The organism is Mucilaginibacter sp. (genome assembly GCF_028288205.1).
Classification (GTDB): Bacteria; Bacteroidota; Bacteroidia; order Sphingobacteriales; family Sphingobacteriaceae; genus Mucilaginibacter.
In genome coordinates, this window is record NZ_JAQBOD010000018.1 from 47,775 (window position 1) to 65,364 (window position 17,590).

At 40.1% G+C, this 17,590-nt stretch carries 15 protein-coding genes; 11 read left to right on the plus strand and 4 right to left on the minus strand.

All coding sequences use genetic code 11. The annotated features are described in order from the left end of the window. Window positions 1–45: 45 nt before the first annotated feature. Window positions 46–819 (plus strand): exodeoxyribonuclease III, encoded by a 774-nt coding sequence (gene xth / locus JWR23_RS04325; protein WP_299513401.1) that lies wholly within the window; start codon window positions 46–48, stop codon window positions 817–819. A 283-nt stretch (window positions 820–1,102) separates the two neighbouring features. Here the strand turns inward: xth and JWR23_RS04330 are convergent, their stop codons facing one another. The 3 genes from JWR23_RS04330 to JWR23_RS04340 all read right to left on the minus strand — a co-directional run bounded on the left by JWR23_RS04330 (window position 1,103) and on the right by JWR23_RS04340 (window position 5,066). Beyond that, window positions 1,103–2,230 carry a lactonase family protein gene (locus tag JWR23_RS04330; RefSeq protein ID WP_299513403.1) on the minus strand — a complete coding sequence of 376 codons (1,128 nt, stop codon included), beginning with the start codon at window positions 2,228–2,230 and terminating at the stop codon, window positions 1,103–1,105. Between the two features lie 182 nt (window positions 2,231–2,412). Next, window positions 2,413–3,393, minus strand: a complete 981-nt coding sequence (locus tag JWR23_RS04335; protein WP_299513405.1) for an Abi family protein — start codon at window positions 3,391–3,393, stop codon at window positions 2,413–2,415. Between the two features lie 194 nt (window positions 3,394–3,587). Beyond that, window positions 3,588–5,066, minus strand: coding sequence for a pseudouridine synthase (locus JWR23_RS04340; RefSeq protein WP_299513407.1), 1,479 nt, complete (start codon window positions 5,064–5,066; stop codon window positions 3,588–3,590). 232 nt (window positions 5,067–5,298) lie between these two features. Here JWR23_RS04340 and JWR23_RS04345 point away from each other — a divergent pair, with 232 nt between their 5' ends. From JWR23_RS04345 to JWR23_RS04360, 4 genes are all read left to right on the plus strand, one after another. Further along, a complete protein-coding gene (locus JWR23_RS04345; RefSeq protein WP_299513409.1) occupies window positions 5,299–6,072 on the plus strand; it encodes a lytic transglycosylase domain-containing protein in 774 nt (257 codons plus the stop codon). A 205-nt stretch (window positions 6,073–6,277) separates the two neighbouring features. After that, window positions 6,278–9,121 (plus strand): excinuclease ABC subunit UvrA, encoded by a 2,844-nt coding sequence (gene uvrA / locus JWR23_RS04350; protein WP_299513411.1) that lies wholly within the window; start codon window positions 6,278–6,280, stop codon window positions 9,119–9,121. A gap of 233 nt (window positions 9,122–9,354) precedes the next feature. Next, entirely contained in the window at window positions 9,355–9,543 is a 189-nt protein-coding gene (locus JWR23_RS04355) for a hypothetical protein (protein ID WP_299513413.1), read from the plus strand. Then, entirely contained in the window at window positions 9,540–9,881 is a 342-nt protein-coding gene (locus JWR23_RS04360; protein ID WP_299513415.1) for a type II toxin-antitoxin system PemK/MazF family toxin, read from the plus strand. The genes JWR23_RS04355 and JWR23_RS04360 overlap by 4 nt, the downstream gene beginning before the upstream one ends. Before the next feature lie 8 nt (window positions 9,882–9,889). Here JWR23_RS04360 and JWR23_RS04365 read toward each other — a convergent pair whose 3' ends face one another. Beyond that, window positions 9,890–10,216 (minus strand): nucleotidyltransferase domain-containing protein, encoded by a 327-nt coding sequence (locus JWR23_RS04365; RefSeq protein ID WP_299513417.1) that lies wholly within the window; start codon window positions 10,214–10,216, stop codon window positions 9,890–9,892. 133 nt (window positions 10,217–10,349) lie between these two features. Here JWR23_RS04365 and JWR23_RS04370 point away from each other — a divergent pair, with 133 nt between their 5' ends. The 6 genes from JWR23_RS04370 to JWR23_RS04395 all read left to right on the plus strand — a co-directional run bounded on the left by JWR23_RS04370 (window position 10,350) and on the right by JWR23_RS04395 (window position 17,127). Then, the gene (locus JWR23_RS04370) at window positions 10,350–11,324 is read left to right on the plus strand and encodes a hypothetical protein (protein WP_299513420.1); all 975 of its coding nucleotides are present in this window, start codon (window positions 10,350–10,352) and stop codon (window positions 11,322–11,324) included. Then, window positions 11,308–12,438 carry a glycosyltransferase gene (locus JWR23_RS04375; RefSeq protein ID WP_299513421.1) on the plus strand — a complete coding sequence of 377 codons (1,131 nt, stop codon included), beginning with the start codon at window positions 11,308–11,310 and terminating at the stop codon, window positions 12,436–12,438. The genes JWR23_RS04370 and JWR23_RS04375 overlap by 17 nt, the downstream gene beginning before the upstream one ends. Window positions 12,439–12,583: 145 nt before the next feature. After that, a complete protein-coding gene (locus JWR23_RS04380) occupies window positions 12,584–13,693 on the plus strand; it encodes an ABC transporter permease (protein ID WP_299513423.1) in 1,110 nt (369 codons plus the stop codon). Between the two features lie 122 nt (window positions 13,694–13,815). Continuing rightward, window positions 13,816–14,973, plus strand: a complete 1,158-nt coding sequence (locus tag JWR23_RS04385) for a PP2C family protein-serine/threonine phosphatase (protein ID WP_299513425.1) — start codon at window positions 13,816–13,818, stop codon at window positions 14,971–14,973. 64 nt (window positions 14,974–15,037) lie between these two features. After that, window positions 15,038–15,637: a ribonuclease HII gene (locus tag JWR23_RS04390; protein ID WP_299513427.1), complete on the plus strand. Its 600-nt coding sequence runs from the start codon at window positions 15,038–15,040 to the stop codon at window positions 15,635–15,637. 287 nt (window positions 15,638–15,924) lie between these two features. Continuing rightward, on the plus strand, window positions 15,925–17,127 hold the full coding sequence (locus JWR23_RS04395; RefSeq protein ID WP_299513429.1) for a glycosyltransferase family 4 protein: 1,203 nt from the start codon (window positions 15,925–15,927) through the stop codon (window positions 17,125–17,127). The last annotated feature ends 463 nt before the right edge of the window (window positions 17,128–17,590 follow it).

The following is a 17,590-nucleotide window of genomic DNA, read 5'->3' on the forward strand; positions in this document are numbered from 1 at the left end:
GCATTGGATTAAACATTTTTAGTGTGTAGATTTGATGTTACAGATATGAAAATAGCTACCTATAATGTTAACGGTGTTAATGGCCGCCTGCCGGTTTTATTACGCTGGCTGGAAGAAACCACACCCGATGTGGTTTGCCTGCAGGAGTTAAAAGCACCCGACGAGAAGTTTCCGTTACAAGCTATTAATGATGCCGGTTATACAGCCATCTGGCATGGGCAAAAGAGCTGGAACGGTGTGGCTATATTATCGCGCAGCGGAGATATTAAGGAACTAAGGCGCGGCCTTCCAGGTGATCCTGACGATACGCACAGCAGATACATAGAAGCTATGGTAGATGGTATTATACTTGGTTGCCTTTACCTGCCGAACGGTAACCCTGCCCCCGGACCTAAGTTTGATTATAAATTGGCCTGGTTTGAAAGGCTTACGGCACATGCCGCCAGTTTGATCATTCATGATATGCCGGCTGTTTTATGCGGAGATTATAATGTAATGCCTACCGAACTGGATGTTTACAAGCCGGAAAGATGGCTGGATGATGCACTATTCAGACCTGAGGTGCGGGTGGCGTTTAAAAACCTGGCAGACCAAGGCTGGACCGACGCTATACGGAAACTTTATCCCAACGAAAAGATCTACACCTTTTATGATTATTTTAGGAATGCATATGCACGCGATGCAGGCTTACGTATTGATCATTTTTTATTAAGCCGGCATATCAGCCAGCGCCTGCTTACTGCCGGGGTTGACAAGAATGTTCGCGGGTGGGAAAAAACAAGCGATCATTGCCCGGTTTGGATTGAGTTAACAACGTAAGATTATAAGCTGTGAAGAAGCGGCAATAAACCTATACCCGTTAAATGTTATTACTGTACTGCACCACGCACACGTTGGTACACTTGGGTACACCCTGGTACACTTAAAATTGTAATTATCTTAAAATCAAGTATTTGTTAATAATCTAAATAATATAGTTGCTAAACTGGTTATAGAGATGCTGATTTTTTTTAAAATATATTTTATATTCATATTTAAATGCAAAGCGGCTGCCTTTTATTAAGGGCAGCCGCTTTTTTAATTAGCTTATAGCTTAAAAAGCTTATTCAACAGGTACCAGTTTCAAGCATACTGGTGCGCCAATTTCAATAATTGAAGGTGTTAAGGTTAGCTTGCCTGTAGTTTTATCTCTTTTAAAGATGAGGATATTGTTCGAATCTTGATTAGCAACTAACAGAAAATTACCTGCCGGTTCTATAATAAAGTTTCGCGGGGCCTTGCCTACTTTATTGCGGGCAACAAAGGTAAGCTCGCCGTTTGCCTGGTTAATGCTGTAAGTTACAATTTCATTTGCTGCACCGCGGTTGGTTGCATATAAAAACAAACCATCGGGCGAAATATGGATATCAGCCGCGCCAACCGCGCCGGTAAAGCCGTCGGCAAGCATGGTAACGGTTTGGAAAGCAGTTAACTTGCCATCATCATATTTATAAGCCGTAACTGCCGAACCCATTTCCTGTACATTATATAAAAATTTACCATTAGGCGAAAACTCCAAATGGCGCGGGCCATTGCCCGGTATAGCACTAACAAAAGCAGGGGATGCCGGGGTTAACGGCGGGTTTTTTGATGCTTTGTAACGATAGATATTTATTTTATCGGTACCAAGGTCTGTATATAGTAAATATTTGCCATCAGGCGATAGCATGGCGGTATGTACATGCGGGCCCTCTTGTCTTTTTTTGTCTATGCTACTGCCTTCGTCCTGTATTTTTTGCGACATGGGGCCCAATGAGCCATCTTTAGCTACGGGGTAAACCGTTAAGCTGCCTCCGGCATAATTGGCTGTAAATACATTTTTTTGATCCTTATCAATTGCTATATAAGCAGGGCTGCCATGGCCGGGTTGTTGGTTTATACTATCCAGCTTACCGGTTTTAACATCAAATTTAAAAGCGCCAACACTGCCCTGGCCTTTTCCTTCGTTCGCCGAGTAAACAAATTTATAATCTTTAGATACTGCTAAGTACGAAGGATTATCAATCCCGTCAATTTCACTCAGATAAGCCACTTTTCCTGTTTCTGCATAAAACCGGTAAACATATATGCCCTTGCTACCATTGCGGCGGGTGTAGGTCCCTATCAGCAGATCATAAGTTTTAGGGGTGGTTTTCTGCGCAAAACAAAACACAGGCGATACCAGCATTAGTATGATTAGTAATTTCTTCATGATAATTTTAATTGATTTACTGTCGCAAGGTAATAAATTCGGCAAAAAAACGGGAGTATCAAAAGTATAATTAATGATACATGCAGGGGAATGTTGTTAGCCTGAACACAAATCCCATTGTCAATTGCGATGAGATACGAGGAGAGCTATCTACTATAGATTAAAAAATACAAAGTAATAATTTACTTTACCCAACCCAAGTGTACAATTATTCTTTTAAAAAATGATCCTTCGATTTTCCATAACTCCTCCTGTTTCCAATTATTTGTAAAACCCATAGCCAATGGATCAACGTTGGGATATTTATTTAATAGGCTTATGAATTTGTTTTTAAATTTAGTTTTCGGATTAACTATTTTTGAGAGGTAAACAATCATTGATAGGATATAATATGTTCTATTGTTAATATTCCTAATTGAACCATTATTGGAATTGATTGTGTGATATACAGATAGCAACGTTTTTTGTGGATTATTGGGAATAACAGGTGATATTCTTAATGCTTTATTCCATAATCGTGAATGATGTGCGCATACGTTACGAATGTAAGCGATACTATGAATCCATGATTCAAAAGTTGAATCGTCTAATCCAAAATGATGAGAAATCTCTCTTTTTGCACGTCCGGGTTTTAGATTTTGATATAAATTTGATAATACCCCAAATGATGAGACTTCTAATATTATCCAACTTGGTGGGAGTGGATTATTATATTTCACCTTGAATGAAGCTATAAAATCTTCTTTACTTCTATCATATTCTTCTGTTATTCTATTTAGTGTACTGCGAAATTTAACATTATTTGAAAACAATGCAGCATCACTAAACCAAAATGCACCATATTCATGAGATAATACATAAATCATTTTAGCCCGTATCGCTATTTCTATTTTTTCTATCTCAGCTGTTACCAGTTTTCTTAGTTCGCGGTCAAAACAATAAAGATTAAAAGAGGAATTAAAAGAAGAGTTTGGTTTAAAAACATGAGTCGACTTAGGCATTTGAAGCATTGGATACCAATACCCACTCAATCTATAATAGCTAATAGTTTCTAGTAAAAAAAGACATTTAGAGTCCCTCTCAATTATTAAACCTCTGTTTTTAAGTTGTTGAAGTTGATCGTTAAAAGTTAAAGGGGGCTTTGAATACGGAACTCTCGGCATAAAATTCAGGTCAAAAAAAAGGCTCACCCTGAGCGCGCTGATCTGACGAGAAGCGGGGTGAGCATGTTGATGCAAAGGTAATTACATAATTTGAAATAACAAGTCTTATTTCAAATTATGTAATATATAATTAAATTGACATTGCAAATCTTGGCCAATTAATTAATAGATTTTCATTGAATGTATAAATAAGCCTATTTTATCAAATGCTTTAACTGGATAACTTCCTTTTCGTCCAAAAAGCGCCAGCGGCCGCGTGGCAGGTCCTTCTTGGTAAGATTGGCATATACCACCCTGTCCAGCTTTACTACATCATAGCCTAAGTGCTCAAACATACGGCGCACTACACGGTTCTTTCCGCTGTGTATCTGTATACCTACTTCTCTTTTTGAGCCGCCTGCAACGTAAGCTACCGAGTCTGGTTTTATTAAACCATCTTCCAGTTCTACACCAAACTGCAGTTTGTTCAGGTCGCCTTGTGTTAAAGCTTTATTTAGCTCAACCTGGTAAAGTTTGGTAATGTTGCTGCGCGGATGTGAAAGCTTATCAGCCAGGTCGCCATCATTGGTCATTAACAATAAACCGGTTGTATTGCGGTCCAAACGCCCAATTGGATATATCCGCTCGCGACTGGCTTTTTCAACCAGGTGCATTACTGTGCGGCGTTCCTGCGGGTCATCAGTAGTAGTTATATAATCTTTTGGTTTATTTAATAATACATAAACGTTTTTTTCGCGCTTAAGCGTTTCGCCGTTGTATTTTATCTCGTCTTTAAACGGGTCAACCTTTAAACCCAGCTCATTTACCACCTCGCCGTTTACAGATACTACACCTGCCGCAATCAGCTCATCGGCCTTACGGCGGGAGCATATACCTGCATTTGCTATATAACGGTTAAGGCGGATAAGGCCCTCATCTTCTGCTTTTTTAGTTGGTTTCTTGGCGCGTAATGTTTTTACCGGCGCGTCACGGTCGCGGGTTATTTTATCATAAACCGGCTTATCGCCGGCTTTGCGGAAAGGTTTATCGCCCTCGTGTTTCTTAAAGTCGCCGGTTTTTGATTTTGCACCCGAAACTGCAAATTTCCTGTCGCCGGTTGATTCGCCACCGAAGCTTCTTTTTGGCTTGTCACCAAAATCTGCACCGGCTGGTTTTCTATTCCTTGGTGAAGATTCATTTCCAAAGCTTCTTTTAGGGCGCTCATCATCGCCGCCTGCTTGCGGGCGGCCGGAATATGGTTTGTTACGCGGTAAAAAGTTTTTCTTGTTGCCACCTGATGATTCACCGTCAAAGCTTCTTTTAGGGCGATCATCATTGCTTCCCGTTGGTCTGCCTGAATATGGTTTATTACGCGGGGTAAAGCTTTTCTTTTCGCCGGTTGATTCGCCGCCAAAGCTTCTTTTTGGCTTTTCGTCGTCTCCGCCGGTTGGGCGGCCAGAATATGGCTTGCGTGGTCCAAAGCTTTTCTTTTCGCTTCCTGATGAGAAAGAGCTACGCTCGGCCGCAGGGCCGCTTGAGTATCTTTTTTTAGAACTATCGTTGTTGGGTCTGTCCGTGCTTTTTGAAGAGTTTCCACGGGTGGAAGAAGATCGTTTATTATCGCCGCCTTTTGAGGGTCCGTTTGATCTGCCATTCCGGTCGTCGCGACCGTTTGCTGGTCTTTTAAATACCATAGTTTTTATGTTTGCGCTTTCGCAGCGTGAGGGTCAAAGGTAAGATTTTTTGCCGGTTTTCGGGTGGTTTTTTCAACTTTTTTCATCGGTTCAAAAACCGTGTTTAAACCACTTTAAAGTGCGATTTTTAAACTATTTTCAAATTATTAAAACAACAAGAACAGGTTAAGTGTTTGACAATCTGCTTTATATATCATACCTTTGTTTCACATTTATCTAAATGTATCGTTCTATGAATAGAAAAAAAATGATTAAAAAACACTTATTTACGTGCTCCGTAATGCTTGTGCTGGCTGTCATTTTCAAGCTTAACATTTGCAGTACAACGGTTATAAAACCAACAGCAAAAACAAGCCACCGCATCTCTGGTTTTATATCATATAAAACCGATGCCACAAATGATTATAGCTTCGCTAATGAAGCTTTACCCTCAAATACTACTGTATATCGCAAACTGCAAAACTCTTTAAAAAGGCATAATTACAAGAACGTTCAATCACACATTCTGCATATTAAAGCCGAAAAATTGTTCCCTATTATTGAGCCAATTTTAAGAGCCTATGGTATTCCCGAAGATTTTAAATACCTGCCCTTAGTGGAGTCGGGGTTAAATGAAGGAACCTCGTCAAAGGGCGCGGCAGGTTTATGGCAATTTATGCCGGGCACCGCGCGTATTTATGGCTTAAAAGTTGGCAAGGGTATTGATGAACGTAAAAACATTCGTAAATCAACTATCGCCGCCTGCAAGTACATTAAAGAGTTATATGTTGAGTTTAACAGCTGGACATTGGCTGCCGCCGCTTACAACAATGGCTCTATTAAATTAGAAAAAGCCATTCGCAGCCAAAGTGAGAAAAATTATTTCCGTATGAAGTTAAATCGCGAAACAGGTAATTACGTTTATAATTTAGTTGCCATGAAGGCTATAATAGGCAATCCGCAGAGATATGGCTATGGTAATTATATTACCTATGTAGCGCCTAAAAACTTTATAGTTTATAACTAAAAACTACAGTAATAATTATTATTACGGAGCACTATTAGCCCATCTGTCCAACTGGCAGATCGGGCTTTTTTGTTTATCTTTGCGGAGATTTTAATGCGTGAGTTTTGAATGAGTGACTGAGTGATTGACAGGATGTTAAAAAATAGCAAACCGCCCAATTTTCATTCATCTAATTCGCTCATCCACTCAATCACTAATTAAATATATGAATAAAAAACCCATTGACCTTGGCGAGCAAAGTGAAGTTGAAGTTTACGGAGCCCGGGTACATAATTTAAAAAACATTGATGTTTCTTTTCCGCGTAACCAGCTGGTAGTTATTACCGGCTTAAGTGGCAGTGGCAAATCATCCCTTGCGTTTGATACCATTTATGCCGAGGGCCAGCGTCGTTATATGGAAACATTTTCGGCCTATTCACGCCAGTTTATGGGCGGCATGGAGCGCCCTGATGTAGATAAGGTATCGGGCCTTAGCCCGGTTATCGCTATCGAGCAAAAAACCACCAGTAAAAATCCACGCTCAACCGTTGGCACCATTACAGAGATATATGACTTTATGCGCCTGCTATTTGCCCGTACCGGCGATGCATATTCGTACGTTAGTGGCGAGAAGATGGAGCGCATGTCTGAAGATCAGATACTGAAAACTATATCAGAAAAGTTTAAAGATGAGCCGATAAATATTTTGGCCCCGGTTGTAAAAGCCCGCAAGGGCCACTACCGCGAATTGTTCGAGCAGATACGTAAGCAGGGCTACCTAAAGGTTTGGATAGATGGTGCCATTGCCGATGTTGAGCCTAAAATGCAGGTAGACCGCTACAAAATACATGATATTGATATTGTGGTAGACCGCCTACAGGTGAGTGAAGAAAATAGCAAACGGTTATATACCTCTATACAAGCGGCTTTAAAAATTGCAAAAGGCATTATCCGCATAGGCGATAAAGATAATAATGTAGCCTATTTTAGCAAGTACCTGATGGACCCGGTTTCGGGTATATCGTACGATGAACCGCAGCCAAATACCTTCTCGTTCAACTCGCCTTATGGCGCCTGCGAAAAATGTAATGGATTGGGATATATTTTTGAGGTGGATGAAGCTTCGGTAATTCCTAATCCTAAGTTGAGCATCTTGAATGGCGGCCTTGCGCCTTTGGGCGAGTACCGCGAAACATGGATATTCCAGGTGCTGAAAGCTTTGGCGAAGAAGTTTGAATTCTCACTGTCGACCCCAATTGATAAACTGGAAAAAGACAAGCTGGATATTATTCTTAATGGCACTACCGAAATGGTAACCGTTTCTGTTGAGTATAACAAATGGAACGTACAAAGTTACCAGATAAGTTTTGATGGTATCATCCGCATGCTGGAAGAGCAGCAGGAGCGCCGCGGCGAAGAAGGTATGGACGATATGGAAAACTATCGCGTACTAAAAGCCTGCCCGGTTTGTGATGGTGCACGTTTGAAAAAGGAATCGCTGCATTTTAAGGTCGACCATAAAAATATATTCGAGCTATCCATAATGGATATCAGTACCTTGCAGCAATGGTTCGGGAATTTAGAAGACAGGTTAACAGAACGCCAGAACGTCATCGCCAAAGAGATTTTAAAAGAGATACGTGCGCGTATTGTGTTTTTGATGGATGTGGGCCTGAGCTATTTAACGCTTGACCGTACTGCCAAAACGCTATCAGGTGGCGAAGCGCAGCGTATAAGATTGGCTACGCAGATAGGCTCGCAATTAATGAATGTAATGTACATTCTGGATGAACCAAGCATTGGCCTGCACCAACGAGATAATGAACGTTTAATAAATGCCTTAAAGAACCTGCGCGACCTGGGCAATACCGTATTAGTGGTTGAGCATGATAAGGATATGATACTACAGGCCGACCACGTAATTGACATGGGCCCCGCTGCCGGTGTACATGGCGGCGAGATTGTTGCACAAGGCACTCCGCAGGAATTAATGACGCATCATACCCTAACCACATCATACATTAACGGTGAGCGCGAAATTGCTGTGCCCAAGAAAAGACGCGAGGGTAATGGTAAAACCCTGTCACTTAAAAAGGCTACGGGTCATAATTTAAAGAAAGTTAGTGTTGAGTTTCCATTAGGGAAGCTGATTGGCATAACCGGTGTATCTGGCAGTGGCAAATCAAGCCTGATAACCGAGACCTTATACCCTATTTTAAATCATCATTTTTTCAGGGCCAAAAAGCATCCGCTGCCTTATGATAAAATTGAAGGATTAGAAAACATCGATAAAGTAATTGAGATAGACCAAACCGCCATAGGCCGCACGCCACGCTCAAACCCGGCTACTTATACGGGCGTTTTCTCTGATATACGTAACCTGTATGTAGCGTTGCCCGAGTCAAGGATTCGTGGTTATAAACCGGGGCGTTTCTCGTTCAACGTAAAAGGCGGCCGTTGCGAAACTTGCCAGGGCGCGGGTATGAAAGTGATAGAAATGAACTTTTTGCCTGATGTGCAGGTACCCTGCGAAGAATGCGGCGGCAGGCGCTATAACCGCGAAACTTTAGAAGTGCGTTATAAAGGTAAATCCATCAGCGATGTGCTGGACATGAGCATTGAGGATGCAGTGCCGTTTTTTGAGCATATTCCGTCTATCCACCGTAAGGTTAAAACCTTGTTGGATGTTGGTTTAGGATATATCCGTTTGGGGCAATCATCAACCACCTTATCAGGCGGTGAGGCACAACGGGTTAAACTGGCAACTGAGCTATCTAAAAAAGATACCGGCAATACTTTCTATATTCTTGATGAGCCAACAACAGGTCTGCATTTTGAAGATATTAACGTTTTATTAGGCGTACTCTATCAGTTGGTAGATAAAGGCAATACGGTATTGGTAATTGAACATAACCTGGATGTAATTAAAGTGGTAGACCATGTTATTGATCTTGGACCGGAAGGTGGATCGGGTGGTGGTAATATCCTGTTCTCGGGCACGCCCGAGGGATTATGTAAAGTGAAGGATAGCTTTACCGGACAGTTTTTGAAGAAGGAGATGGGGTTGTAAGGTGACGATTAAATCCTTTGGTCAAAAATTAAAATTCTTATGGTTTAGAATATTAAGAAAATATAATTTCATTAGTGAGGCTTCTTATTTATTGAAAAGCCCTGCTAATGCTGCAAGATTATTAAAGAGTATTGAAGATTTTGAAAAGGGTTTGGGGCAAGAAAGAAGCCTTATTGAAGAATAAATTAAAATTAAAGTGTTAAATTTGTTATGATTAATTATTGAATCAAGCTATGACAACTTTCACTATTGATATTCCAGATAATCATACTGATGAGATTTTAGCTCAATTAAAGAAACTTGGGGTTAAAGTCAGGCAGTCGAAACTATCTAAGTTAGATAAACTCACCAAAGAGGATTACCAGAAACACTTTTCGCACCGGGCACAGGTAACGCGTAACGAGGTGTTAAAATATCTATGAACATCCGGCAACGGGATATTGTAGAAATAGCCTTTTACACAGGAGGAAAATCCGAAACCCATCCTGCTGTAGTTGTTTCTGTAGATGAAATTTTTGAGATAGAAGGTTTTTTCTATGCAGTATTACTTTCCACTAAAAATATTTACCCTGATTTTACTTTTGAAATAACTCCCGTAATGATTAATAGTCCGCGAAATCAACGTAGCGGTTTTGCTGTGTGTCATATGGTTCAGCTATTTTATCCGGAAGATGTTATTACACGTACTGGGGCATCACTTAAAATTGATACTTTTAAAAGTGTAATTAATAGGATTCAGGAAGTTGTATTTGGTTTATAAAGTCAATACTATTGACACAATACTATGCCTTCTTTTTTTATAGCTTCATGCAACGGAGTAATTGACAATTTAGTGTTCCAATCCTGCATTGAATAAACAAATGTTGAAATAGGCTCTCCGGTTTCTAATTCCAGATCATATAAATTATGCATAAGAACCTGTTCATCCTTTAGCGTTACGGACGGCCTGTCCACCAAAATCAAAACATCGCAATCCGAGTCTTTTCTTGCTTTCCCGGTAGCTCTCGAACCATACAATATAGCCACGGCAGATGGGTCGGTCTGCTGAACTACCTGCTTTATTTTATTGGCAACTGTATGAGTGTATTGATTCATTTATACAAAAATAACTAATAAATATCATAGTAAGTGGCTGTATCTCATCAAACAAATCCATCCATATTTTGTAATTGTACATATTCAAATTACTACTGCTGTCTTTTTTGTAACATTGCATAAATATTTGTAGTTGACCAAAGCCGCTAAAAAATTCCTTTCCATATTGCTAAAAGCCACCATACTGGTTTTAGCTTTCGTATTTATTTATCATCAGTACTTAAAAAAGGGCGATAGTTTAAAGCAGTTTGAGCTTTCTATAAATCACCTTAACCATCGGCACGTTATTATTGTTATGGGCGTGGTGATATTTTTAATGTTTGCCAATTGGCTGGTAGAATGTTTGAAATGGCAGCATTTAACCCGTAACCTGGTGCCTATAACTTTATGGGAATCTATCGAGGGTGTTTTTTGTGGTTTAACCTGGGCCATATTCACACCCAACCGTATTGGCGAATACGGTGGCCGGGTAATGTTTTTACCCCCGCGTAAGCGTATTCATGGTGTTTTTGCTATGGCAGTAGGCTCGTTCGGGCAAAACGTTATTACCAATGTATTGGGCGCGGGCGCCTTTGTTTGGTTCGCTTATACTTTTCTTAACCTTAATACATGGGCACTGGGCGGAATTTTACTGCTTGCTGTTGTTATTATGGGCATGTTTCTGGTATTTTACTTTAATATTAAATGGCTGGTATGGTTGTTAAACAGTATATCGTTCCTTAAAAAATACCACCGTTTTTTTGATATAATGGGTGCCTATAAATTTGAAGAATTGTTAAACATAATGTGTTTTTGCTTAACAAGATTTTTCATTTTTTCATTCCAGTATTACCTGGTAATACATTTATTGATACCTGATATCGCGTTTCATGATGTGGTATTGATGACATTTATTGTATTCTTTATACAATCGGCCCTGCCCTCACTTGATCTGTTGGATGTACCCGTGCGCGCTACTGCAGCTGTTACGCTGTTTGCCTATATAACAAACCAACATATTGCTATAATTGCCGCCTTTACATCCATCTGGCTTATAAATTTGATAATTCCCGCTATTTTAGGCTCAGTATTTATTTTTAATTTAAAATTCTTTGAGCGTAACATATAGTATAATTTGCTTTTTGCTAACAGGTTGTTACCTGTTGTTGGTGCTATACCTTATAAAAGGATGGCTTAATTTAAAGCAGCCTAAAATTAACACCAGCAATTTTACAACTAAAGTGACAGTGTTGATAGCTGCCCGTAATGAGGAAGCGAGGATACATTACACCATAGAGGATATACTGGCCCAGGATTATCCCAAACAGCTAACAGAAATAATTATTGTAGATGATCACTCTACCGATCGCACTTCTGCTATTATAAGCAGCTATGCAAACCGGGGCATAAAATTGCTGCAGCTTAATGAAGCACAGCCATTAAACTCCTATAAAAAAAAGGCAATTGCTACGGCTATAGGCATGTCATCGGGCGAGCTGATGGTAGCTACAGATGCCGATTGCCGAATGGGCGCGCAATGGTTATCATCTGTTGTTGGCTATTATGAAGCTAATCACCCGGTCATGATATCATCGCCGGTTGCTTTTTTTGAAGAGAAATCATTATTTGAACGGATGCAAACGCTGGAATTTTCATTCCTGATAGGCATAGGCGGGGCATTTATTGGAAATAAAAGGGCATCAACTTGCAATGGCGCTAACCTTGCTTACCGTAAAGATGTATTTTATGAGGTAGGTGGATTTGCAGGCATCGATGAGCTGGCATCAGGTGATGACGAGTTATTACTGCAAAAGATAGCCGAGCGGTATCCCGGGCAAATTGGTTTTTTAAACCTTCAAGAAGCTATTGTTTATACCCATGCCAAATACACACTGAAAGAGTTTTTACAACAACGCCGCCGCTGGGCATCAAAATCAACCAAATACAAGGATAAAAAAGTTATAGCTATGGCTCTTTTTATGTGGCTGTTTAATATAACTATGCTGCTAAACGTTGCTTTGGGTTTTTATGATGGCTGGTTCTTTAAGCTTGTATTAATACAATTTGCTTTAAAGTGTTTAATTGAAGCCATATTTCTATATTTAATATGCTCGTTTTTTAAACGCGCCGCCCTTTTACCGCTACTATTAATAGTTGCCCCGTTACATATGCTGTACCTGGCCTATTTGGGTATAATGACCAATGCCCGCAAATATTACTGGAAAGGCAGAATGGTGAAGTAGGCCGTGATTGTTTTTGATTTGAATATTTTTACGATTCGTGCTTTTTCAATCATAACAATCTCATAAATCCTGCAAATCACGTTCAAAAAATTGGCAATGCACCCAAATTAAACGATATTTAACCAAAAGGAACAAAAATATACACTTGGCCGAACTCACACCCACACAGCGCACCTGGAAGATATTTAAACGCAATAAATTTGCTGTTGCCGGTATGTTATTTATCATAGTTACTATCATTATAGCCATATTGGGCTATTTAATAATGCCCGACTCTACCCCATCGGCTAATAACCAGACCATACAACTCAGCATAAAAAAGCCCGGTGCCAAATTCATGATGCTGCGGCTTATAAAACCTGAGCACGTAGATACTGTTGATTTTTTTACAAAAATGCTGTTTGGGCAGCCAGCCTTTTACCGGGATATACCTATTACCGGTTACCGTATCCTGAAAGATTCTGTACAGGTAAATGAATATATTGGCTACGAAGATAAACCTGAAAAAAAAACATACAAATTACCTGCGGCGGTATTAGCTAAAGGGCCACCCGCTTTTATCGCCCATAAAACCTTTTTACTGGGTACTGATGTATATGGACGCGATATGCTCAGCCGGTTAATTTTAGGGGCACGCATATCTTTGTCAGTAGGTTTAATGGCGGTTATTATTAGTTTGCTTATTGGGGTAACCATTGGCGCTATAGCGGGTTATTTTGGCGGCTGGGTAGATGCCGCGCTTAGCTGGCTTATGAATATATTATGGGCATTACCCGCGTTATTGTTAGTTATCGCTATTTCCTTTGCTTTAGGTAAGGGCCTTTGGCAAATATTTATAGCCGTAGGTTTATCTATGTGGGTAGAGGTTGCCCGGTTAGTGCGCGGACAGGTTTTGAGCATAAAGCAAACAGAATATATTGAGGCGGCGCGATCATTAGGTTATACCAATATGCGGATCATCCGCAGGCATATTTTACCCAATATAGCCGGGCCAATATTGGTCATGGCTTCATCAAATTTTGCATCGGCTATATTATTAGAGGCCGGTCTTAGCTTTTTAGGGTTCGGCGCGCAGCCGCCAATGCCCACCTGGGGCAGCATGATCAAGGAACATTATGGCTATATTATTATGGATTCGGCATTTTTATCAATAATTCCCGGATTAGCTATCATGCTGATAGTGTATGCGTTTAACCTGGTAACGGTTGGTCTTAGAGATGTTTTTGATATTAAATCGCAAAGTACACGCATTTAAATTATAATTTTTCTCTAATTTAGGCACACCGAGACCCCGAAATGCAAAACTTAGGACAGTCCTCCGGTGAGGACGAATTAATTAGACTACTTTTAAAAAGACAGTCCGAGTTAAACTCCTTATTGGAGGTAACCCGTGCTATCAATAAGAACGCGTCCACACCTGTGTTAATTCAGATGCTGGAGGTAATTTTGCAAAACTATTTGCAAGTTGGCAAGTTTCGCTTTTTAATAGAGAAGGAAAACAATTATTCCTGTATTTCTAAATATGGCGGCCCCGTCGAACCTGTTGGCGCATTGCACCGTTCATGTGCAACATTAAGTAAGATCAAATCTCCTGAATCATTAGCCGGCAATACCGACCCGATTCTTAAAAATTACGATTTTTTTATCCCAATATACCATAAAAGCAAAGCGCTTGCATTTGCCTTGATCGGCGATTTTAATACCTCCGGCGAAATGCTGAGCAATGATCTGAATTTTATTCAAACCATGATAAACGTGGTAGTTGTCGCGCTCGAAAATAAAAAGCTGTTCCGCGAAAGACTGCAATCAGAACGTTTTCAAAGAGAGATGGAGCTTGCTGCCGAAGTGCAAAATATGTTGATCCCTTTAAGGATGCATAAAGATAACAGTGTTGAAATAGGCGCAAAATACTTACCCCATCAAAATATTGGCGGCGATTATTATGATTTTATCAGGCTTAACGACCATGAATTTATATGGTGCATTGCCGATGTATCAGGTAAAGGAATTTCGGCAGCATTATTAATGGCTAATTTCCAGGCAAGCCTGCATGCCTGGGCCGCGGTGGAGGATGACCTGACCAATATTATTGATCGCTTAAATCAAAAAGTGGTTTCTAATACACAAGGCGAAAGATTTATTACCTTGTTCATTGCTAAATACAATGAGCACACGCGCAGGCTTAATTACATAAATGCCGGCCATAATGCTACCATACTATATTCGGAGGGTGAAGCTATTCCGCTTAAATTAGGGTGCACCATGATAGGGGCATTTGAACAATTGCCTTTTTTAAATGAGGGTGAAATAGATATTGAGCCCGGCAGCCTACTGGTTAATTATACAGATGGATTATTGGATTTTGAATCCTATAGTGACAAAGCCTGGAATGAAGAATTGCTTATAGATTTTGTAATAAAACATGGCGAATTATCGCCCGATAATTTTAACCAGACCTTAATGAATCATCTAAATATAGGCATAAAAGGAAAGCCTATTGATGATATTACCCTATTGACGTTGAGGATTTTTTAGATAATAAATCATTAAAGGTATCGTCTATAAAAATAATAGTTTTACAGCTACGTTTTAAGATCAAATGTTATTAGCAAGATATCAGCATAAATTTATCGAGGCAGGGTGCGACGAAGCCGGCAGGGGTTGCCTTGCAGGTCCGGTTTTTGCTGCCGCGGTAATACTACCTCATGATTTCGATCATGGCCTGCTGAATGATTCCAAACAACTAACAGAAAGCGTACGTTACGAGTTACGTATTGAAATTGAGCAAAGAGCCATTGCCCATGCTGTGGGCATTGTTGATAATATAGAGATAGACGAAATAAATATCCTTAACGCATCTTTCCTGGCTATGCATCGTGCAATAGATAAGCTGCATTTAAAACCCCAGTTTTTAATAATTGATGGTAACCGGTTTAATAAATACCAAAGCACACCACATGAATGTATTGTAGAAGGCGATGGTAAATACTTCAGCATCGCCGCGGCATCTGTTTTAGCCAAGACCTACAGAGATGATTATATGAAACAAATAGCGGCCGAACATCCCGAATATGATTGGCACACTAATAAAGGTTACCCAACTTTAAAACACCGCGAAACTATCCTGAAAATTGGTTATACGCCTTATCATCGCAGAACTTTCAGGGTAACTGCAGCTATTGACGAAATAGAGGTATAATCCTTAATTAAAACAGGTCCGATATAAATATTCTTTGCCGCATCGGGGTTATCCGTTTGTAGCAGTAAGGAACGTGGCGCGAGTTTTTGGCCCGATTGGGGCAAATATTTTATATAAATGAATGACTGCAAACAGGTAGCCCCGATGAGGCAATGCAATCGAATAAACGGTAATCCGACTTATGTATTTAAGATTTTACTTTTTGCTGATTATAAGTTGTTAGGTTATAAGGTTTATACCTTGATTCTATAGCCTAATTAAAGTATTTTTGTTAAAAACCCAAGTAGTTGAAGATTTTAATATTAAGCCATCGTGTACCATTTCCGCAAAATGGCGGCTATGCTATAGTGGTAGCTAATACCATTAAGGGCTTAGTCAATTCAGGGCATGAAGTTTCTTTAGTTGCCCTGAATGCAAAAAAAAACAGTCATGAAAGCCATCTGCCTGATGATGACCTGATGGGTAAAATAAAGTACCGGGCCTATGATATTGATACCACGGTGACCCTGTTTGGTGTAGCGGTTAATTTGTTTAGCAATACATCCTTTAATATAGACCGGTACTACGACCCCGAATTTGAAAAGTTACTGATACGCGAACTGCGAAATACAAATTATGATATTATCCAGTTTGAAGGTTTATTGGTTTCATTATATCTGCCTGCTGTAAGAAAGTACTCTAAAGCCAAATTGGTATATCGCGCGCATAATATAGAGAACCAGATATGGGAGCGGTTGTCTATGCAAAAGGTAGATCCGTTTAAAAAATCATACCTCAGGATGCATGCCAAACGCATAAAAAACTATGAGCTGCAGCAGTTAAATAAATTTGATGCCATAGCCGTATTTACCCAGCAAGATAAAAGCACCTTATTAGCGTATGGCATACAAGTGCCTATAGAAATAGTCCCGGTAGGTTTAAGGCTTGAAAAATACGTTGTTGATATTAGTAAAACCGAGTTTCCCAGCCTTTTCTTTTTAGGATCGCTGGATTGGCTGCCCAACCGCGAGGGTATGGAGTGGTTCCTTGATAATTTCTTCAAAGAGCTAACAGAGGGCGATCTGCCTGTAAAACTGTATGTGGCAGGCAATGATATACCAGACCGTTTTGACGATTACGAGGCCCTGGGCAAAATATTTATACAAGGCGAGGTTGATGATGCGCTTGAATTTGTAAACAGCAAATCTATCATGATCGTTCCGCTATTATCAGGTGGCGGCATGCGGGTAAAGATAGTTGAGGGGATGGCTATGCAAAAATGCATCATATCCACATCGCTTGGTGCCGAAGGCATTAATTACACAAATGGCCATGATCTTATTATAGCTAATAACCGCGAGGAGTTTTTTAATGCCATACAACACTGTATAAAAGATGAAGAGTTTTGTTTACAGTTGGGCCAAAACGCGCGCCGTTTACTGGAAAAAGAGCATGACATAAATGTTGTGACCAATAATTTGGTTAAGTTTTATAAGGTTTGGTGCGCGTAAATAGCTATATCTCAATTCATATTGTTTTTATTGCGTTACCTTAGTTGTCACACCGGCCAACTTATTCTGCCTGCTTTCACCAGACGCTTTCCGCCTCAGGTAGGTTCTAACCTGAATTTTGGTAATTACTGAAAAAAATAAAAAGAAGCGGTGGCCTGTCAGCCCACGCGGCCAGGAGTCTGGCCTAAGTGGTGGCAGCGATTGGGCTGACTTGATTTTTTGGTTCTTTTTCATCTAAGGAAAAAGAACTAGGCCTCCGCGGCTATGAGCGGTGGATGTTAACAGTAAGAATGCAGCCCGGTTTTATGAATAAGTAGTAATGGGCCTTAACGGCCTCGAGCATTACGAAGCGTTTTTAGAAGCTTGTACAAACATTACCGATTGGATTTGTTTGTTTCATCACATCGAGATTGCCAATTTGCAATTATTTGATCATCAGGAATTAAACACATATCACCCATAA